Origin of the sequence: Segatella copri (assembly GCF_015074785.1) — a bacterium.
Taxonomy (GTDB): Bacteria; Bacteroidota; Bacteroidia; order Bacteroidales; family Bacteroidaceae; genus Prevotella.
Window position 1 is genome coordinate 1,341,855 of the sequence record NZ_CP042464.1, and the last position, 21,480, is coordinate 1,363,334.

The 21,480-nt window shown below is 44.9% G+C and carries 18 protein-coding genes and 1 tRNA gene; 7 read left to right on the forward strand and 12 right to left on the reverse strand.

The features are described from left to right. Nucleotide 1 precedes the first annotated feature (1 nt). The 9 genes from FO447_RS05970 to FO447_RS06010 form a co-directional block, all read right to left on the reverse strand. Nucleotides 2–1,003, reverse strand: a complete 1,002-nt coding sequence (locus FO447_RS05970) for a restriction endonuclease subunit M (protein WP_118064887.1) — start codon at nt 1,001–1,003, stop codon at nt 2–4. Between the two features lie 391 nt (nt 1,004–1,394). After that, complete coding sequence (locus FO447_RS05975; protein WP_118064853.1) at nt 1,395–2,684, reverse strand: ATP-binding protein; 1,290 nt, start codon at nt 2,682–2,684, stop codon at nt 1,395–1,397. A gap of 317 nt (nt 2,685–3,001) precedes the next feature. Continuing rightward, nucleotides 3,002–3,074 (reverse strand) — tRNA-Lys (locus FO447_RS05980). A gap of 128 nt (nt 3,075–3,202) precedes the next feature. Further along, nucleotides 3,203–4,507, reverse strand: a complete 1,305-nt coding sequence (locus FO447_RS05985) for a S28 family serine protease (protein ID WP_200758089.1) — start codon at nt 4,505–4,507, stop codon at nt 3,203–3,205. Between the two features lie 152 nt (nt 4,508–4,659). Further along, nucleotides 4,660–6,897, reverse strand: a complete 2,238-nt coding sequence (locus FO447_RS05990) for a patatin-like phospholipase family protein (RefSeq protein WP_200758091.1) — start codon at nt 6,895–6,897, stop codon at nt 4,660–4,662. Between the two features lie 222 nt (nt 6,898–7,119). After that, the gene (locus FO447_RS05995; RefSeq protein ID WP_147347004.1) at nt 7,120–7,410 is read right to left on the reverse strand and encodes a hypothetical protein; all 291 of its coding nucleotides are present in this window, start codon (nt 7,408–7,410) and stop codon (nt 7,120–7,122) included. Nucleotides 7,411–7,457: 47 nt separating this feature from the next. Next, a complete protein-coding gene (locus FO447_RS06000) occupies nt 7,458–7,727 on the reverse strand; it encodes a hypothetical protein (protein ID WP_118064850.1) in 270 nt (89 codons plus the stop codon). A 227-nt stretch (nt 7,728–7,954) separates the two neighbouring features. Then, the gene (locus tag FO447_RS06005) at nt 7,955–10,861 is read right to left on the reverse strand and encodes a DEAD/DEAH box helicase family protein (RefSeq protein WP_200758093.1); all 2,907 of its coding nucleotides are present in this window, start codon (nt 10,859–10,861) and stop codon (nt 7,955–7,957) included. 28 nt (nt 10,862–10,889) lie between these two features. Beyond that, complete coding sequence (locus FO447_RS06010) at nt 10,890–12,800, reverse strand: site-specific DNA-methyltransferase (RefSeq protein ID WP_118064848.1); 1,911 nt, start codon at nt 12,798–12,800, stop codon at nt 10,890–10,892. Between the two features lie 463 nt (nt 12,801–13,263). Between FO447_RS06010 and FO447_RS06015 the strand changes: the two genes are divergently transcribed. Then, on the forward strand, nt 13,264–13,488 hold the full coding sequence (locus FO447_RS06015; protein WP_117727701.1) for a dephospho-CoA kinase: 225 nt from the start codon (nt 13,264–13,266) through the stop codon (nt 13,486–13,488). Between the two features lie 7 nt (nt 13,489–13,495). Further along, entirely contained in the window at nt 13,496–13,921 is a 426-nt protein-coding gene (locus FO447_RS06020) for a putative toxin-antitoxin system toxin component, PIN family (protein WP_200758095.1), read from the forward strand. A gap of 15 nt (nt 13,922–13,936) precedes the next feature. On the opposite strand, the gene FO447_RS06025 is transcribed toward FO447_RS06020, so the two are convergent. After that, nucleotides 13,937–14,119: a hypothetical protein gene (locus tag FO447_RS06025; protein WP_200758096.1), complete on the reverse strand. Its 183-nt coding sequence runs from the start codon at nt 14,117–14,119 to the stop codon at nt 13,937–13,939. Nucleotides 14,120–14,572: 453 nt separating this feature from the next. Between FO447_RS06025 and FO447_RS06030 the strand changes: the two genes are divergently transcribed. After that, a complete protein-coding gene (locus tag FO447_RS06030; RefSeq protein ID WP_040553814.1) occupies nt 14,573–14,941 on the forward strand; it encodes a DMT family protein in 369 nt (122 codons plus the stop codon). A gap of 63 nt (nt 14,942–15,004) precedes the next feature. On the opposite strand, the gene FO447_RS06035 is transcribed toward FO447_RS06030, so the two are convergent. Beyond that, nucleotides 15,005–15,808, reverse strand: a complete 804-nt coding sequence (locus FO447_RS06035; RefSeq protein WP_117692458.1) for an MBL fold metallo-hydrolase — start codon at nt 15,806–15,808, stop codon at nt 15,005–15,007. Between the two features lie 158 nt (nt 15,809–15,966). Between FO447_RS06035 and FO447_RS06040 the strand changes: the two genes are divergently transcribed. Continuing rightward, nucleotides 15,967–16,377 carry a hypothetical protein gene (locus tag FO447_RS06040; protein ID WP_234699076.1) on the forward strand — a complete coding sequence of 137 codons (411 nt, stop codon included), beginning with the start codon at nt 15,967–15,969 and terminating at the stop codon, nt 16,375–16,377. 116 nt (nt 16,378–16,493) lie between these two features. On the opposite strand, the gene FO447_RS06045 is transcribed toward FO447_RS06040, so the two are convergent. After that, nucleotides 16,494–18,608 carry a BamA/TamA family outer membrane protein gene (locus FO447_RS06045; protein ID WP_234699109.1) on the reverse strand — a complete coding sequence of 705 codons (2,115 nt, stop codon included), beginning with the start codon at nt 18,606–18,608 and terminating at the stop codon, nt 16,494–16,496. A 190-nt stretch (nt 18,609–18,798) separates the two neighbouring features. Here FO447_RS06045 and FO447_RS06050 point away from each other — a divergent pair, with 190 nt between their 5' ends. The 3 genes from FO447_RS06050 (at nt 18,799) to hisB (ending at nt 21,417) form a co-directional block, all read left to right on the forward strand. Beyond that, complete coding sequence (locus tag FO447_RS06050; RefSeq protein ID WP_200758098.1) at nt 18,799–19,548, forward strand: RNA methyltransferase; 750 nt, start codon at nt 18,799–18,801, stop codon at nt 19,546–19,548. Between the two features lie 88 nt (nt 19,549–19,636). Further along, nucleotides 19,637–20,314: a DUF975 family protein gene (locus tag FO447_RS06055; RefSeq protein ID WP_117692465.1), complete on the forward strand. Its 678-nt coding sequence runs from the start codon at nt 19,637–19,639 to the stop codon at nt 20,312–20,314. A 26-nt stretch (nt 20,315–20,340) separates the two neighbouring features. Continuing rightward, complete coding sequence (hisB, locus tag FO447_RS06060; RefSeq protein ID WP_200758099.1) at nt 20,341–21,417, forward strand: bifunctional histidinol-phosphatase/imidazoleglycerol-phosphate dehydratase HisB; 1,077 nt, start codon at nt 20,341–20,343, stop codon at nt 21,415–21,417. Nucleotides 21,418–21,480 lie beyond the last annotated feature (63 nt).

Genomic DNA, 21,480 nt, shown 5'->3' on the forward strand with positions numbered 1-21,480 from the left:
ATTACTTATTATTGATGAGATCAACAAATCTTATATTTTCACCAGCAGGAGGCTCCTGCTTATGCCATTCCTTTATCAGGCAAAGAGTCTCGTCTTCAAATAGTTCTTGGTTACTTGACATTCTTTGCAGCATAGGAATGCCCTCTACTCCAGGCAATGTTCCTTGAAGTCCATCCATTTGCCAAATGTTCCATGAAATGACTTCAACAGGCTTTTCCAGAGCTTCCTTTAAAGGAAATTTTCCCCACTTATCAACATAGAAATCTATATAAGTCAACAATAAAGCCTCACGAGCAAGAAGAACATTATCCCCTTGCCAATCAAATCCATAAACAGATTGCAGGGCTCTGAGAGCCCACCTTCGCCACTCACGTTTATTTAACTTTGTTGGTTCGCTCTTGGTAAATTGATTTATCAACTTGAATTTGCGGTCTAGCAAACCAATTCTGTCTTGAACAGGAATGATTTCACCTGTTGTGACATCATATCTGCTTACCAGATATGGAGCCTCTCCACATGCCATTTCCAGTCTCTGGAGTTTTACATACTGCTTCCAATCATAATTATCTGGTATATGTATCTGACCTTTTGGAACAGAAGTCCATGTCTTATCAGCATTTTCTGTATTGAATATCCCTTCTGTTCCGAACCAAGCATCATCAAGCAAATTGTTCTGAGAGTTGCATACCCAAGCTGGTGTAAATACTTCCGCTTTATCCTCTGTTCTTGATTTACGAAGTTCTTCATTCTTCAAAATACGAGGTTTGATGATGCCGTTGTTTTCACCAGTAACGAGGTTTGGAGTAATTGGTTTATCCTTAGCATATGATTCACCCATATAGGAGTAGTCATTTGTACCCCAGACAATATATGAAGCAGAACCAGAATAATGAGTTCGGGTTCTATCTATCAACAACGAGTCAAGCAAACCTGAGTAAAGCTTACTTATCTCATCCTCCGAGATATCGATTCTGTTTATATCTATTGAAATTGACTTAGTCATATCTATTCTGTTTATCTTCTTATCTATAGCGAATCGCTTTATAGAATGAGTGCAAAAATACAAATAAATATTGAGAACACGACGAAAAAAATAAAAAATCATAAAGTATTATCATAAAAAATATTTTTCCGCTTATTTAGTTACAATATTTAGCTAAAAAATGATTCTGCCAATGAGACCAACAAAGTGAAGGTTATTACCAACGAAAAAACTAAGGAACCATCAGATACGATAGAGTTATTGAACTCTTATATATAAAAAGGTATAAAGGGTTGCAATCCATCTTTCCGAAGATTGCAACCCTTTTTCTTTTATCCATATCTAATAACTATTATCTATAGTCAATATCATAACGTACCATTAATAGAGAAAGGAAACAAGAAATAGATTCCTAATCTCTCAAGCACCCTACCGGCACAACATATACACCATCCTGTGGACGCTGGTAGGCATATTTACCTACACCAGTCAGCACCATTTTGAAAGACGGAGACTTCATCTTATCGGTATCGATTTTACTTTCCAAGGTCACCAGGTTTCTTGCGCCCTCCTCTATGAGCTTGTCGCCACCCAGCTTCACCTCTATCAACCCATACTTGCCATTACGAAGATGAACCACAGCATCACACTCCAGACCATTTTTATCACGAAAATGATAAACGGAGCCGCCTAATGCATCGGCATAAACTCTCAAATCACGTACACACAAGGTTTCAAAGAATAAGCCAAATGTACTCAAATCATTGATCAAATCATCTGGTCCCATTCCCAATGCAGCCGTTGCTATCGAAGGGTCGGTAAAATATCTGGTATCAGAAGTACGTATCGCCGACTTGCTTCTCATATTCGGGTTCCAGGCTGTAGAATCCTCTATCACAAATATCTTCTTCAAAGCCTTGATATAGGAATAGATGGTATTCTCACTAACCTCAGTACTCTCATTGTTGGCAATATCTGCCAAAATGGTACCTGCCGTAGCCTGACTTCCCTGATTTCTCGCATACGAACGCATAATCCTCCGTGCTAATTCACTATCACGGTTGACTCCATCTACACGGGACACATCGAATCTGGTTACTGCCTCAAAATACTCAATGGCCTGCTGTAAAGCTGCCTGTTTGCTTTTCTTATCCAAGGCTTTCGGCCAGCCACCCCGACAAGTCAAATATGCCAGATGCTCCAAGTCAATTGGGTTGATTCCTTCTACGAAGTAATCCGTCCTGTCGGTTGCGAACAATTTGGCAAGGCTAACCTCTCCTGTAGAATCTCCTGATTCCCACAAACTCATCGTTCTGAGTTTGAGCCAGGCAAAACGCCCCGTACCCGTATGAAAGATTTCGTCATAACTAGGTGGTACAGCAGACCCAGTCAGTATGAACTGCCCATCATCATCACGCTTATCCACTTCATTTCTGACGGCATCCCAGAACTTAGGTGCTATTTGCCATTCATCTATCAAACGTGGCGTTTCACCCCGAAGCAACAGTTTGATATTGGTATTGGCCATAGCAATGTTCTGCTCCATAGTATCTGGATCAGACATAGACAGGATACTTTTAGCCTGTTGGCTGGCAAGAGTAGTTTTACCGCAATACTTAGGACCTTCTATCAAAACAGCTCCCATCGCATCCAGTTTTTCTGCCAATATTTTATCTGCAATTCTTGCTTTATATTCTTTCATAAAATCTCATTTTTAATTTCTGATGCAAAAATAATATATTTTATTGAATATCAAGCAAATAAAATGGTTAAACTTTGTTGCTTTTCTATTCTATTGTGGCAGTTGGCGCATTTTCATTGTGGCAGTTGGCGCTTTTTCGCTGTGGCAGTTGGCGCATTTTCGTTGTGGCAGTTGGCGAATATTTCCTATAATTGTCAGTATTTGCACAATACAACGATTGATGGCGCAAAATTACAAAATCGCCTCTATCGTATAATGGTAATCATTATTACAAAAAAAACTCCGAAGACCCAAAATTGATTCTTCGGAGTTTTTTGTACACCCTTAGGGATTCGAACCCTAGACCCACTGATTAAGAGTCAGTTGCTCTACCAACTGAGCTAAGGGTGCCTCTGCTAAAAGCTTTGTTTTCAAAAGCGAGTGCAAAGGTAATACATTTTTCTGAAACCACCAAACTTTTATGGATATTTTTTGAAAAAAACTTTCATTTTATCCATCATGGTTGGTTGATGAAAGCATTATTCCTTCAGCCAACCACCTATCAGACTGATGATTTCCTGTCTTGTAGGCTCAGGAAACGACAAGATGCGAGTTTTGTGCGAACCGCCATGACACATATAAACATGCAGGTTCTTCTTGTTCTTGGTGAAAGGCAAGCCATAAATGCCCGAAGCTCCCCAAGGATCGATATCGCCATAAATATAAACCATCTTCGGATCATTCTTGGTCAGGAACTCTACCGTATGATTATAGAGTGCTGGCGAGAACTTCACGTTTTCTGCTCCCTTTGGTACCATCAGTTTCTTCAGATAGCCTTTAGCTGTCTTGATACTGAGATATTTCTTGAATGGTTTGGTATAATAGCCGTAATAACCCAACTCCCGGGCTGCCTGCACATCAAACGAGGCTGTGGCATTATAATTGGTGAAATACTCCGGCTCACACATGTTGATCCAGTAATCAAACACCGTCTTGTCATCTGCCTCTCTTGCTGGAATCTTGTTGATGTCTTCTCCCCACTGCCAGAAAGCAAAGGCGTATTCGAATACAGAGTAATCAAAAATCTCTGCCAGCGGAGCATTGAATACATATTTCTTATCGTTGCAATATTTCTCGAACATTGGCAGCAACGCAGCCTTTCGCTTGAAGAGGAGCAACTGGAAATCGAGCACCTTCTGTCGGTTTTCCTTGGTTGATACCTGATATTGCAGGAACTTCTCATGTCGTCCATCCTCCACACCCTTGTTGAGCGGAGCTACATATGGCACAGAAATATCTACATCATCAGGGAAGTAAGAACGGTAGAACATCGTAGTCTGTCCGCCCTTGCTGATGCCGGTAGCAATCCATTTTCCCTTGTACATCGCATGCAGGGTCTGGTTTACATGATGCAGATCATAGAGCGAATTCTCAACGGTAAGATAATCCCAGTTGCAAGGACTAGGCATCGACTTGTCGAAATAACGGTACTCTACGGTAATGATATTCGTATCGAAGAGCTTGGAAAGTTCCTCAATATATCCTTCACGCAGCGCATAGTTGGCATTATATCCTTCTGTCACGAGCACGGTAGGACGGTCGAATCCTCTATGGCAGAGCACCACCCTCTGTTCGAAATAGCCCTTGGATGCATCCTTGGCATCAAGCTGCTGCTTGATAAAGAACACATACTTTTCCGGGAAATGCGTACTTTTCAGCGTTTCCACGTTACTTACTCCAGGCAATGCAGCCAGTTGCTTACCAGCCACGCCCAGTTCTGCCGCCAGCATCTGCAAAGGCAGGATGAAGAGCAGCAGCATCAATTTCAAAAATCTCAGTTTCATCTTATTCTCTCTTTTTATTTATTATATTCTAAAATTCAAGATTGCAAAATACATTCTATATGTTTTCTAAACAGCTGCAAAGGTAATGATTTATTCTTGTTCGGCAAAGAGAAACCCCACCTTATTTATTATATGGGCAGCAATTAAGGAAATCAGAACAAGAATCCTGCATTGATATAGAATCCTACATTCTTACCCAAGCTAGAATAATTAGCCTGAATGCTTACCGGACCCAATACGAAATCATAGGATGCCCGCAAGGCTCCTCCCCACAAATCATCACCGATGAGTATATGAGAAAACTTGCGGGCTTCCTTGCCATACTCTCCTAAGGCGGTAAGGTAGAACTTACCTTTTACCCGATAGCGGAAACCAAGCTGACCTGTCACCACATTGCGCTCCAGCAGATGAACATGCTGCGCACTCTCCCATGCCATCTGCCAAGGCAGATAGTAACCGTCAGCTACTCCACCTGCATAATTCTGATAAATGGCTGGTACGGAACTGCCAAACAAGAAGCGACTCTTGAGTTTAGGAAGCAGATAGAATCTGGAATTGAGACGTACGGCACATTCTCCTTGAAAAACAGCTTCACCGAAAGGATTACCATCGGCATAATGTATTCCGTCATCCGTATGCAGAATGCCCTGAACCTGAATGCGACTGCCACGGGTCGGGAAATAGCGGCGGTCGTAAGTATCCATCACAACAGATGCAAAGTAGTTCAGAAAATGGTCTGACGAACGTGTCTGGATGCTTCCGTCGCGTTCGAACATATCAGAATGATAATGGTAATAATCAAACTGCACTCCCGATTTCAATCTGAAATTACCGATATCGCGGGTATAGAATCCAGCGAAAGAATGCGAAAGAAACTCCAGGGCATCCAACTTATGCTTGTCCGCATAAAGGTCGAAATCATAATGAGCCATACGATAGGAAATGCCAATTTTCGCTCCGAAAAGGTTGCCATAGGCATATTTCATTTCCAGATAGGGATTACGGGAAATGCGTCCTGTAAAGGCATAGTGATGACGGGTAGAAAACTGCTGGTTGTTGGATATCTGAGCTATGACGCTCGCCAGATCTTGTGTATCAAAACGTGCACCGACACTGATTCTTCTGGATTCGTTGGGTTCCAGCATGAATACCAGGTCATAAGGTTCCTCGTTAGACTGTCTGTATTCTACACGCGAAAAGATATTCAGTCCCCTGAGCATGGCAAGTGTGCCATCTATCTCCTCAGGACTGACTTCCGAATTCTCCCGTAAAGCTATTTTCTTTCTAATCCACTTTTCCTCCTCTCCGCTGATGCCTTCTATCCGGATGCTTCCTATATGATAAGCTTCCGTCTGAGAAGGTTTCTGCAGTTTGAGGCGTTTATCCTGTAATGTATCATCAGAAGCAACAGAATCACAAGCATCAGCATAGATATACTTTCTCAGAGCCATCAGTTCATCCCATTTCTGGCGGGCAGCCTGTTCTCCCCGCTGTATCATGGTATCAATGGCTTCAGACTGGAAACTGGCTGCCGAATAACCTTTCAGAGAAGGATTGATATAAAGATCGGCTTCAGCCATATTCTTCCGGTATTTGTTCTGCCCCATCATACTTATGAGCTGTTCTACAACAGAAGAAGCCGATTTCAGCTCTTCCTTCTTCTTCCAGCCGGTACTCAAATCCACACAGATAATCACATCCGCTCCCATTTCCTTTGCCACATCAACCGGCAGATTGTTCAAGGCGCCGCCATCCACCAGCATCTTCCCTTTCCATTCTACCGGAGCAAACACGCCCGGTATCGACATGCTGGCACGCATCGCCAATGGCAACGAGCCCGATGAAAACACCACCTCCTTGCCTTCTACCAGATCTACCGCCACGCAACGGTAAGGAATAGGTAGGTTGGAGAAATCATCCACCTGATGATACCCCACGGTAAGTTTAGAGAAAAGGTTAAAGATATTCTGTCCCTTCACATAACCGGTTGGCAACGAGACCTTCCTCTCTTTGGAAAGAGGAATATGAACGATATATTTCTCCCTTTCTTCTTTAGAAAGGAAAGTCTCCGATTCACGTTTCACCTGGTCGCTCAAAAGGAAAAGCCAGTTCTGGTTACGGTAGAGGCTGTCGATATCAGCAGCATCGTAGCCGATGGCATAGAGTCCGCCCACGATGGCACCGATACTGGTTCCGGCAATATAATCTACAGGAATATCAGCCTCTTCCAGCACCTTGAGCACACCTACTTCAGCCGCGCCCTTGGCACCACCTCCACCCAACACGAGCCCCACCTTCTTGCGTGGCTGCTGGGCTTGCAGAGGAGTATGTGCAAAGAAGCAGCAGAATAAAACCAAAAAACATAATATCTTATCTCGATGTACCATCATATTGCTCCTTTTTAAAATGAATAACTGACACAGCAAATACTCTTCACTCTTCACCACCCCCTCCGGAATACCGATAAACAGGGCAGTTGGCGGAGGTGAAGAGTTCTCAGAAGCTCTTCACCCACTCTTCACCACTCTTCACCTAAATACTTTTTCAAGAATCCGACAGAAAAGAGAAGAATGATATTTCTTTTCCTCCATATTTCTTTCGCTTATATAGTTCTAATGATAATCCTTTCTTATTATCCTGCTGGCTCGCAGGTTCAGCTTACTAGGATCTTGGCGCATATACCAGAGATCCACAATTCGTACAAGATTTGAATCTTCATCATAGAAATAGATAATCTTGAAGTTCTTCATGATGATGGCGCCACGATACTTTTGCCATTTCTGCAATTCAGGAACAAAAGGATAGCCGGTCGGCATAATTTCCAAACGATGCCTAATCTTCTCATACTCAGCATTCCAATTCTTTACCGTTTTCCTTCCAAATTCAGAAAGTGCATATGCCACACACTTTTGAAATTCTGCAAGAAAAAGCCTTTCAACTTTTATTTCTACTATTTCCATCCCGGTATTGCCTTTCGCATCTCCGCTTCAAATTCATCTATGGAAATCCAACGGTCTGGATCATCCAAGTATTTCTCAACCTCTGCGCAATGCTCCATCACCTGTTCCAGCGAGCGCCCCATAGGATAGGAATCGGTGTCATAAGCCTCATCCCATGATACGGATGATGCTGATGTTGCCGAACGATAAGCAGGTGATGGCTCACAAACCTTATCCCCTGCTATCTTAGATTCCTCTATATGATATTTCTTTTCCTCCATATTTTCTTTCGCTTTTAAAGTTCCACATTGCTTATTGGTGCAAAAGTACGAAGAAAGATTGGTATTCGCAAGAAAAATACTAGAAAATTGCAGAGAAAGCTGAAATATAATGGATTATGCAGATAAATTCCCCACGCAAAGAACAAAATAAAACCAGCCTTCTCCTGCAAAAAGGCTGGCTTTATTTATCATTATTGCAGCATTTGCTTCATTTGCAGCAAATGCTCTTACATATCAAACAGATTACCCGTTGCCACAGAATACGATACCTTGCACTGGTTGCAGATATCAGTAATCGTAGCGCCACTTCCACTCAACGAGTAGAACACGCTCTCGCCTATTAAAACATACTCCCAGGTGCGGTTCATTCTATCCTTAGACTCCAACGCGTTGATTTTCTTTATCCACTCGATGGTTGCCGTCTGTTTCTGACGCACGTTCACGTCATCTACCTTGTCGTCGCCCTTGGTTTCAATCAGATAAACCTTATCAGCCGTAGCCACGATGAAATCAGGATGATACGTTGCCATCAAGCCATCCTTCCTTACATAGAAGATGATGGCGAAGGAATGGCCACTCTCATTAATCTTCAGAAATCTTTCTACCTCGGCATCCCTATTCAGAAACTCAATGAATGCCTTTTCCAAACCTCCACCATGAGATGGATAACCTAGTCGGGGATAGATGCACTTCTGTACCTCCATGGAATAAGACTCTCTCATCTTGATGGCTTTGAGCGAAGAGAAATCTGTATGGCTCACCTCAGCATCTACCGTAGTCAGGCGGTTCTGCATTTTATAGATTGCCACCGCAAACTGCTCTACGATATGCTTCGTCACGATGCCATCCTTCGCCAGTAATATCTTCCAGTCGCTTCCCTGGAACGGGTCGAAAGACATGGTGAAAAGCCTCTTACGGATGTACCAGTCCATCACCTGCACTGTTTGGGCACCATTAATCTGAATTGTTGGGAAGCCCTGTCGGCGACAGTTCTCAAAGCGCAAAGTTACTACCTTCAGCAACTTCTGCAGATATTCATTATATCCATTGGCATTGAAGAGATTAGCCGTTACCTTATACTTACCAAAGGTAGTCTTTGTCAAAGATTCCTGCGATACGAAGGTCTCCCCCTCCTTTGCCAGGAACTTACGGAGCAAAGACAGCGGATACATCGTGAATGGCTGTAAATCATCTAAATCTATTTCTGCATCTTCCAACTCTTCTAAGGAATCATGCAGAATAACCGGCCATTGGAAATCATACTTCCCGTAATCCTCACGAAGTCCCACGGTAAGAATATCGCCAGTAGCTCCTCCGGCACCCACATCGCCTTCATCCACAGCCACCAAGCCCTGATCCTGCAAATCATCATAGAACTTGATGAAAGCCGGATGCTCCACGATAGACAAGGTGTCGATATAGGTGCGGGGAGGCTGATGGTTCTTCAACACCCTCAGGCGGTCTTCACGCTTAATGTCGATATAATCAGGCTCTCGCCACATCAGTCGCAAGCCTCTACCCACCAACTGCTCCAACAGGATTGGCGCCTGCGAAGAACGCAGCGGAACGAGCACGCAAATGTTGTTGACATCGAAGCCCTCACGGAGCATCAGCACCGAGATGACCACCTTCGGACTCTTATACCTATCTATATCGAAGAGCTTCTTCTTGATTTCCTGCCATTCCTCATCCTTCACCTCGCCCTGCTTGTTGCTGTCGATGGTAACGATGTCTTCATCTTCCAGACCTTCCGACTTCAGAAACTCTTCTACAAAAGGAGATACCGTGGTGTCCTGGCAGACGATGAGCATCTTCGGGTTCTTAGACGCATCATTCTTCAGGAATTCTTCTTCCAACTTGTTCAGCTTGGTCAATCCGGCACGGAGCATCATGCGCTGGCCTTCGCTCAGCCCCACTACCTTTCCCTGCTCATCACGCTCGGCGTTGTAATCCAGGTTCTCCAGGTCGGTAAGTTCCTGCCGACGGTCGAGCAGCAACAGTTTCACCAGTCCCTGCTTCATCGCCATAGGCAAGTCAAAGTCAACAATGATATGCGGGAAGAAGAGTTTCACCTGCTTCTCTCCGGCACCCTTTGTATCAAAAGGAGTAGCAGAGAAGTCCACCTGTATGAATCTTGTACCCTTGGTGGCACTGATGGCATTCAGGCCTCTTTGCCATTCTACCTCCTCGGTTTCGCCATTACGCTTGATTTCGTGAATATGATGAGCCTCATCATTGATTACCATCAAATCCTTTAAACCAGCCAGATATTCCAGTTCGGTGCCACCCAGAGCACGGCGGTCGAGCATGCCGAGGTCGTTGCCAGCCGATTTGCCCGGACGGATAGGCAGCAGGTCGCTGATGATTTCTGCGGGTGTCACCGTGCTGGAATCGTCCACCTCCTCATCCTGCTCCTTCTCTTCCATCTGATTTTCAAACAGATGCCAGTTGGTCAGGGCAATCAGTCCCTCGCCGGTGGTCTTCCTGCCGATGCCATCCTCCTTGGTCACTACATTGTTCTGTATAAACGAAAACACCTCATCACGATAACGCTCGGGGATGAACACCTCCTGGTTCATGTAGTAGTCGTTGGTCTGAGGGGCACGATATTCCTCATCTCGCTTCTTTCTGCCGCAGAAGGCATCCAGCAGACGGTCGTAAACAATCAGACCCGGAGCCACTATCAGGAACTTCTGCGTAAATCGTCCGCTCTCCACATCCTCGTGCCGGGCATTCAGCATCTGCCAGATTATCAGGGCATGCATCACCCATGTCTTTCCCGTGCCCGTAGCCATCTTCACTGCATACTTAGGCATCTGATATTTAGGTTTGGCAAGCTGAGCCAGGTCGGCCCTATCCATCAGTTCCGGAATGATGCCCTGATAGGCATCCATCACGCAGTTTTCTCCCATCACTTCGTGCAGATAGATGATGTTGAGGATAGCCTGTCGCTGACCCTCATGGAAATTTCTCACACGCTCGTTGCAGAAACCCTCTCCAAACCAATAGTTTAAGAGCAAGGCGGTGGTTGGGGTCACCTTCTCCAGCATCTCCCCACTCTTCCAGGCGGCATTGACCACATCGGTGAGTCGATGCGCCAATTCCAAAGATATATTACTTGAATTGATATCCATAGTCGTAATCTCCTATTCGTTCTTAAAACTAACACTTCACATCCAGGATAACCTGACTCTCGAATCCGAACACATCTACCGCCTTGACGCAGACTTTTCGCTCGTCCTTATGCGGCATGGCAATTCGGGTGGAATATACGCAGTGCAGCGGGTCGCTGTCGTTATCCACGTTCTCACGATAATCCTGCCAGGTGCTGCGGAAGGTATCGCCGTCATAATCAGGGTCGATGCTCCAATATTCTATCAGCGAGAGAGGGTCCTGCTCCATCACCTTCTGCAAATTTTCCTTGTCCTTATCGTCCAACGGGATATTATCTGGCGAGAGCAGCACATAGTTGCTGAGACTGATATCGAGTTCATCCTCGCCATTGCCGTTCACGGTTACTTCAACTGGGTTCACCACCAGATATTGCAAAGAAGAGAAGCGGACGGTTTTGTCGGCGATGAGCTTCTTGAAACCCTTCTTAGATAGCTTGTCGAGCAGATCGGGCGGAATCACCAGCACCTCTACATTGCTGTTCTTATATTTCTCGATGGCTTGCGAGATGTCGAAGGCGAAGTTCCAGCCAAGCACGATGACTTTATCCCAGTCGCCGCCGAGCAGAGAAGCCTTGGCTTCCACGGCACGGCGAACGGTAGCAGCAGTGGTCAGGCGGTTAGGGCTATCCACCATCACCAGGTTTCGGGTGCCCTTTACGTAACCGAAGTTTCTGTCGCTCACCTGCTCTGGAGAGAATGGTAAGGCACCGAAGAGGCCTAAGACTACCTGAGAGAGATCGCCCACTCGGCGGAGTTTCTTGTTGTTATGGAAAGCCTCTTTCTGATAGTCGCCGATGCTCTGATAGAGGAACGGATTTACTTCCTGATCGATAAAGCGCTTGCGCATGACGAGGGCTGCCGGCTTGCCGATGTCGCAGGTAATCCAGCGACGGCCAAGTCTTTCGGCTACAGCTGCTGTGGTGCCGCTGCCACCGAAGAAATCGCAGACGAGGTCGCCTTCGTTGGAAGATGCCTTGATGATACGTTCGAGGAGGGCTTCGGGCTTTTGGGTGGCGTAATTCAATCGTTCTTTCGCCATTCCGTTGATTGTTGCAATATACCATACATCAGAAGGTAAAGCTAATTCCGAATCACCTCTTCCCTTGTTACCATCTTTAATTAAGGCACCTTTATATTTTAAGCGATTTGCTGTTGACTCACTAACTTGACGTTCTTCGAGAACTTCATTAGCATTAAATTTTATATTCTCTGCAGATTTACTATACATATAAATTGTATCATGCTTTCTATTCCATCTACTATCTGTTCTAATTCCCCATGAGTAACTCCAAACTATCTCATTTACAAAGTTTTCTTTTCCAAATATATCATCTAATATAGTTTTTACATAAGGTCCAACATGCCAATCTATATGAACATAAATACAGCCATTAGATGATAGTAACTCTTTCATCAACACTAATCGCTTATAAATCATTTTCAGATAAGAGATTGTTCCTTCTTCCCATGTATCAGCATAGGCAAATTGTTCTACTACCGTTGGCTTCTGTTGCAAATCAACTCCTGGCAACTTAACCTTCGTTCTATAATCCGCCTTAGAATCAAACGGCGGGTCGATGTAGATCAAATCCACTTTGCCTCTTAATGAAGGCAAGCCCGTCTGAGGGTCTCCGGCAAGCAGTGCCTGCATGGTCAGGAGATTATCACCATACACCAGACGGTTCATCCAACTCCCCCCATCCAGGGCGGCATTGAATGCATTAGGGATATTGGGAACTTGTCCACGGAAGAATCCGGAGACATCCTTGCGAGGCAACACCAGCTCATTGGTTTGCAACCCAATGCGTGTGCCACTGCTCAATCGCTCAATGATGCGCTGAGCCTCTTGCCTACCTTCGCTTGCAATACGAGGTAGTTCTTCAATCAATGATTTTGCCATAGCATTAAAGCTTAAATATAGTTTTAATGCGTAGCATGCTATTCTTTAAAACGAAGATTCCACCAAATACCCAAACGCAAAAACGTGGACAGTTCAACTCATCCACGTTCAGAGGTACTTGGCGGAAACCTATGTATACAGACAAGTCGAACGCCCACGTATATCGCAGGCGCTCGCACATTTATTCATGTATACATTCTTTCCACCGCCAAGTTTCCTGAACGTTTATCGAATAAACAGCAAACGCTATTATTTTAACCCACAAAAACAGACGTCATCACCCTAGGGCGAATCAATCCGAATGCAAAGATACTGCAAAAATCAAAGATAACAAAAAGAATCGCCACCTTTTTTATATTATCCCCCATTTTTTCTTGCGAAATCAAAATATTCTTCTCAAAATCTTTGGAGTATCAATAATTATCTGTATCTTTGCAGAGTGAAATGTTTAAAAATTACAATTATGGCAACACAAGTATTACAATTCAATCAGGCTCAACAGGCGGTGCTCAATGTTATCTCTTGTTTACAGTCAGAACAGGACTTGGCAGACTTGAAACGAACATTAGTTAAGTTCATGAATGACCGCTTGCAGCGAGAAATGGATAAGCTTTGGGAATCTGGCGAAATGAGCAATGAAAAGTTGCAGGAAATGCAGTCAGAACATTTGCGCACGGCTTATAAATAAACTGACTATGCAGAGAAATATCGTCTTAGATACCAACTGTCTCTTGCAGATAATTGCAAGAAAAAGCAAGAATTATTTCTTATGGGAAGGATTCTTGAATGGAGACTATTGTCTCTGCTTTACAACTGAAATTTTAGAAGAATACGAAGAAATACTTTGTTTAAAAACGAATCGATTAATAGCAACTATGGTATTAGAGATTATAACTCAAGCTCCAAATACCCAAAGAGTTGATGCTCATTATCATTGGAATCTTATCACACAGAATCCCGATGATAATAAGTTTGTAGATTGTGCAGTCTTTGCTAATGCCGATTTCATTGTATCAGATGATAAACATTTCAAAGATTTAGAAAACATCGATTTTCCAAGAGTACTAGTAGTTAGATTAGAAGAGTTTGCCAGATTATACCGAAATCCTGATGCCAATTAATTAAAACTCTTTTCATCATTGAATTGACACATATTTCGAGAGATAATATGTAAAAGAGCAGAAGCAAACACGGAAATACTCTTCACTCTTCACCAAACCCTCCGGAATACCGATAAACAGGGCGATTGCGGGGGTGAAGAGTTCGCAGCAGCTCTTCACCCACTCTTCACCACTCTTCACCCATATACTTCTACACATCAACGCATAAAGGAGGATATACATCTACCTATCGATTTTGAGTCCAGGTGAAGAGTGGTGAAGAGTGGGTGAAGAGTTGCTGATGACTCTTCACCTCCCGAAATGCCGATAAACACAGGGGATTTGGGAGGAAAGGTGAAGAGTGAAGAGATTTTTGCAGAATGCTAAACATAAATCATATTGATAGGATTGGGAAATCTGGTTTCCCCGTCTGAGATGACTGTCTTATAGGAACAGCCGACTGTTCCCTATTCCGCTAGTCGGCTGTTCGCCCCAAACAGCCTACTAACCATACGCAAACAGCACACTTATCTTTCGGAGATAAATATCAGAACATCGGAGATTTATCTGCCAAAAACAGCCATATCAAAACAAAAACGAAATGAAACTTCCCTGAAATTTGGAGGGTTTAAAAAAATATATTACCTTTGCACCCGCAAAAAAGATAAGATTATGAACGGATTGTATACTATATTATTATTGGTGCTGAGCAACATCTTCATGACGCTGGCTTGGTACGGACACCTCAAATTGCAACAAACGGGCGTGAGCAGCAACTGGCCTCTTATCGGTGTCATCGCCTTCAGTTGGGCCATCGCCTTCTTCGAATATTGCTGTCAGGTACCAGCCAACCGCATCGGTTTCGTGGATAATGGCGGACCGTTTAATCTGGTCCAGCTCAAGGTGATTCAGGAATGCGTATCACTCATCGTCTTCGCCATCATCGCCAATATCCTCTTTCAGGGACAGGGATTGCACTGGAATCATTTCGCAGCCTTCTGCTGCCTGATTGCAGCCGTTTATTTCGTATTCATGAAATAGCCGGATAAGGAGTTAACTCAATATAACTCCTTATCCGGCTAACTTTTTAGTTTTACACCTGCCCTACACCAGCTTATAGATTTCGCTCGGCGTCTTGCGCTTCAATACTTCCAGCTGGAAGTCCTTGCCGGCTATGATGCCTTTGCTGCGCAGAATCTGCTCCACGGTTTTGCGTGCCAGCTCAGGATGGTTGTTCTCCTCGCTGAGATGACAGAGCCAGACGTGATGAAGCTCCGGTGTAGCATAATTGGCAAGCGCCTCGCCACAATCGTCGTTGCTCAGATGACCGTTATCTCCCAGAATGCGATCCTTCAGATACTGGGGATAATGCCCCTGCTGGAGCATCTCTACACTATGGTTCGCCTCGAGCACAAGATAGTTGGCACGACCGATAAAGTCGTGCATCTCTTCAGTAATATGCCCCACATCGGTGATGAGGCAGAAGTTCACACCTCCGCACTCCACGAAATAGCCAACATTGTCGGTACTGTCGTGGGGTACGCCGAACGGAGTAATCTTAAACTCGCCCAGTGTGAAAGTTACGTTCTTCTCTATCACACGAGCATGGTTAGGCTCTATCTTCTTTCGAACACAATAGTTGCGCTCGATGCCTTGATGTACTTTACGGGTCGTATATACCGGTAGATGATAGTCAGTACTCAGACTCCCCACCGACTTTACATGGTCGGCGTGGTCATGCGTGATGAGGACGTGATGCACATCCTCGAAGCGAAGTCCATAGTTATGGAAATGCTTCTTCAATATTCTTATTCCTACTCCTACGTCTATCAGTATCGAATCCGTATCAGTGTAAAGATAATAGCAATTGCCACTACTTCCACTGCCAAAGGATATAAATTTCAGCATTTTAATTGTTATTTTCCATGCAAAGTTAGCAAAAAAGATTCTTATTACAAAGTTTTTTACTATCTTTGTGCCGAAATATCGCAAAAAAATAGAATTTTTAAGATTTGAGAATCATGATAAAGAAGTCGATGATAGTTTTATGCATAGCTGTGGCATGCATGACCGCAAGTATATTCAGCCTTTCTGGCTGTGAACCTCACGAAGGCAGCGAGGACCAGCTGAAGGCTGATGTTGATTCGTTTGCCAACTATTATTTCAACTGGCATTTCCCGAAAGCCGTGAAGTATTGCACCCAGGAATCGGAGCGCTGGCTGCGCTATGCTGCAAGTAATGTAAACGAGACCGACGTGGAACTGCTGCGCCAGAAACCGGAAGATGCCAGCATCGAGATTACGGATATTGATTTCGGTGACGATGAAACAAGTGCCACCGTTACCCTTACGGTTCATAATTTTCTGCAGATGGACAGCATCGGGCAGGATCCGCAGCTCATAGAACAGGCCGATTTCCAACTGCCGATGTGTATGGAAAAGGGACTCTGGAAGATTAAGTTGGATAAATTGCCTTGAAAAAAGTAAGGAGTTTCTGAGGGGCATCATAATCAAAAAGATGCCCTACAGAAACTCCTGGCTATAAACTGTTAACTATAAACTATCAACTATTAACTATAAACTATTAGCTGCATTTAGAACGGCAAACCTACTGCGAAATGGAAGGCGAAATCGCGGTCTAGTTTCGGGTGGATAATCGCCCAATGCTCTTCCTTCGTTCCGTAAGCTGGATTGATTGCCTTCATACCCATATCCAGACGGAGAATGAAGTAATCGAAATTCAACCTAAGACCTAAGCCATAGGCTACAGCTATCTGTTTATAGAATTCATCTATCTTGAACTGGCCGCCAGGCTGATCCTGATAATTGCGAAGTGTCCAGATATTACCGGCATCGATAAACGCTGCGCCCTCAAACTTCCAGAAGAGCGAAGTGCGGTATTCTGCATTCAAGTCGAGCTTCACATCACCCGTCTGGTTGATGAAATCTATTCTGCCGTCAGTTCCCTTAAACTTGCCCGGACCTAATTCTCTTACGCCCCAACCTCTTACCGAGTTGGCACCACCCGAGAAATAACGCTTTTCGAAAGGTAGCATCGTACTGTTGCCGTAAGGATAAGCCACACCGATACCCGCATGCAGCGCCAGAGCATTGCGCTTATCAAACTGCATCAGATGGGTATAATCTACATCAAACTTGGCATACTGGGCATAAGCTATATTAAATAATGTACGCTGCCCCTGGCTGTTCACCTTGAAACCGAAAGCCTTGGAAACACCGCTCAGCAGATTGCCCGAACTCTCTACATTCACTCGCACAGCATCTACCCCATCGCTATAACTCAAACCGAAGCCCATCTTCATGATAAACAGGTCTTCGTAATTGTAGCGGAGGATGGCATTTCTGTTTTCTGCATTATCGAGATAGTCTCTCTTGAAAGTCTCGGATATCCATGGCATATACACATAGTTGAGATCGAGCAGGTCGAAACGCCAAGCCAGGTGATGACGCGGTTCTGTCCAGCGATAACGCCAGGCAGTAGAGAATACGCGGCGATGAAACTCCGGACGGTTCTGAAGATTCCAACTTGCCGACAACTCGCTGTTTGCCGTCTGTCTTCTTCTGAAATTTCTTGAAAGGAAAGGCGCCACGAAACGAGGGAAAACCAGTTTGCCTTCAACCGAATATTCAGTATAGTTCTGATCCTGATACCCCTCCAGACCGGTAATAGCCTCGTAGGCTCCACGAAGTTCGATGCTCAGCTGCTCACTACCTCTGAAGAGATTTCGGTTGGTATAAGTGAGCGATGCAGCAGCTCCCAAGTCGCCCGCCGTATTGGTTCCTTCCGGCTGGAAGGCGATGGTAGAAGGCTTGTTGGTACTAATCTGGATATTGCAATCCATCTGCCGGCTGATGCTGTCCCTCTCCATTCCGTTCTCCGTAACCTGGTTGCTGTCAGGAACTTCAGAAAAACTGATATTGGTATACTTCACCGCCTGCAGACGGGCAAAGTTGTTATAGGTGCGCTGCAAGGCAGCGGCGCTGTAGGGACGGCCTTCTCTGAGAGCAGTGGCATTGAGCAAAACCTGATGGCGCAGATGGATTCGGTCGCTGTCATTACTCAGATAGTTGATGTTTCTGATTTCATATCGGGGATGATCAACCTCAGGAGCATTACTGTTTGCCTTATACTTCATCAGGTGGAGCGTCAGGGCGATATCCTTCTGTCCCGCAATCGTATCGGCAGAAAACTGGATAAAATCTTTATGAAAGCGGAAATAGCCATCATTGGTCAGAAGGCTGGAGATACGCCTGCGCTCATTATCCAATGTTTCAACCGTAAATCTCATACCCGGCTTAATCTGCTGATTATCGGGGTTATCGAGATGCAGAAGTTGCTGGATATGTTCATCTTCCACCTCATATTTCACCTTACCTATCATAAAAGGTTCTCCGGGATGCAACAGATAGGTAGCATCCAGTTTCTTTCCTTTCTTGGTGGTATAGAGCGACACCCCGGCATGCATGAACCCCTGGTTCTGCATGGCAGTAAGCAGATCCTGACAGGAGAGCCGCGCCTGCAAAGTATCGTAGATGACAGGCTTCTTGCTGAAAGGATTCTTGAAGAGCGAGAAGAGTTTCGGCTTCTCTTTCTGGCGCACATACTGCTTGAGCGCCCCGGCATTATACCCTGCCGAGTCGCTCTTCACTTCCACCTTATTTAATATATACTCCCCTTCCGGCACCATTTTGCTTGAAGAACAAGATGCTATGAGCAGCGGCAAGGCAAGTAATGAAATCGTTTCTTTTTTCAAAATATCTATCGTTTTTGATATGCAAAGATAATGCAAAACAAATTAAATACAAAATATTTAGCACTTTTTATTTTGAAATGTCTATATTTTATGTTACCTTTGCACACATATAGACAAAAAATAAATGATTAGCAAGAATAAAATAAAGTACATACGTTCGCTCGAACTGAAGAAGAACAGAAATAAAGAAGGAAAGTTCGTGGCAGAAGGTTTCAAGGTGGTAGACGATCTGCTCGCTCTGCAACCTGCCGACCTGATTGTGGCTACCGGCGAATGGCTCCGGGGCAAACACTTCGGGGCTGAAACCGAAGTGATAGAGGTTACTGATGAAGAACTGAAGAAGGTGAGTTTCCTGCAACATCCGCAGCAGGTCCTTGCCGTATTCAAACAGGCAACATCAGGAGATTACTCTATTAATAGCAGCGAACTGAGTCTGGCGCTCGACGGCGTTCAGGACCCGGGCAACCTGGGCACCATCATCCGCATCGCCGACTGGTTTGGCATCACCCATATCTACTGCAGTCAGGATACTGCCGACGTATACAATCCGAAGGTGGTGCAGGCCACGATGGGCAGCATAGCAAGAGTGAAGGTAGAATATGGCGACCTGCTGGGACTGGTAGAATCACTTCCTGCCGATGTTCCCGTTTACGGCACCCTGCTCGATGGCGACAACATCTATCAGCAAAAGCTCGAAAACCATGGACTCATCGTGATGGGAAACGAAGGAAAAGGCATCTCGCCTGCTCTGGCAAAGAAGGTGAATCACAAGCTGCTCATCCCTAACTTTCCGGAAGGTAGAGCTACCGCCGACAGTCTGAATGTGGCTATCGCTACCGCCATTACCTGCTCAGAATTCAGAAGAAACTTTTAAAGGTAAAAGGGTAAAAAAGTAAAAAGGTAAAAAAACTTTTAAAGGGTAAAAAACAAAAGCGATAATTAGAAATTAAAACAAGATAGTTATGGAAGTAAATGAATTATTTAAGCATCGCAGTATAACTTCCTGCATGAGAGCATCATACGATACCATAACAAGTGACTTCAGATCACTCGTAAAACAGACATGGACTACCCATGTTCCATTTGCAGTATTGCTGGCTATCGTACTCTATTTCCTCCTCCCCAACAAACCGCTTCACGATTGGGGAGCCGTGAATCCGATGGCTTCATTCATTCTGCAAACCATCATTTACGGAGCCACTATCGTGATGGCTATCGTATCATTCTGGCATCTTCTGCCAAGAAAGCAGCTGTGTCCTAAGGGCGAAAAGCGCAAGATAGGAAAATCCCTCCTCCGCATTCTCCGCCACTTCGGAGGTTTCTTTCTGACCAGTTTTCTCGGCATGATTATTGTAGGCATCGCTACCTTTATCGCAGCCCTGCCTTCCATCATCCTCATCATCGCACAGTTCTATTCACAGCTCGGTGCACTTGATGGCGACCCGCTCGGTGTGCCGGGTTATTTCACCCCACTCCTCTTCCTGGTGTTCACCATCACCTTCCTGCTCATCATCTATGCCCTGAGCTGGCTTGGCATTTCACTTGCCTATCAATTCGGCTCTTACAAGGTGCAAGACGAAGAGAAACAGAGAATGAAGGAAAGCCAGAAGATGGCAACTACAGAGATAGAAAAATATTAATCGTATTAACATAATATATAAGAGACATGAAACAGACAAGATTACTCTTCATCGACCGCGATGGAACGCTGATTCAGGAACCAGAGGACGAACAGATTGACAGCTTCGAGAAGCTGGTATTCACCAAGGGCGTGTTCCGCAATCTCGCCTTCATTGCCCAGCACACCGACTACGAGCTGGTGATGGTGAGCAACCAGGACGGCTTGGGTACCGACTCCTTCCCGGAGAACACCTTCTGGCCAGTACACAACTTCATCATCCAGACTCTGGAGAGCGAAGGCATCCACTTCGCCAAGCAGCACATCGACCGCCACTTCCCAGAGGATAACTCGCCAATGAGAAAGCCGGGCACAGGCATGCTGACCGAATACATCGACAATCCCGCCTACGATATGGGAAACAGTTATGTAATCGGTGACCGTGAAACCGATGCCCAACTTGCAGAAAACCTGGGTTGCAAGAGTCTGATTCTCGGAAAGAATGGCATGGACTGGGATAAGATTGCCGAGATTCTCTTTGCCGGCGACCGCATCGCAGAGGTGAAGCGCACCACCAAGGAAACGGATATCTACATCAAGGTAAATCTCGATGGTTCAGGAAAATGCGACATTTCTACCGGTCTCGGTTTCTTCGACCACATGCTGGAACAGATAGGCAAGCACGGCATGATGGACCTCACCATCCATACCAAGGGCGACCTCTATGTGGATGAGCATCATACCATTGAAGATACGGGAATTGCACTGGGCGAATGCCTGCTGCAGGCTTTAGGTGACAAGCGCGGAATAGAAAGATACGGCTACAGTCTGCCAATGGATGATTGTCTCTGTCAGGTAGCATTGGATTTCGGTGGCCGTCCATGGCTGATCTGGGATGCCGAATTCCACAGAGAGAAGGTAGGTGAAATGCCAACCGAGATGTTCAAGCATTTCTTCAAGAGTCTGAGTGATGCGGCAAAGATGAACCTCAACATCAAGGCTGAGGGCGAGAACGAGCATCATAAGATAGAAGGCATCTTCAAGGCACTTGCCCGTTCGCTGAAAATGGCGGTGAAGAGAGACATCTACCACTTCGAGCTTCCTAGCTCTAAGGGAATGCTGTAAGAAGTTTATAGTTAAGAGTTTATAGTTTATAGATGACTGTTGCTATAAACTATAAACTCTTAA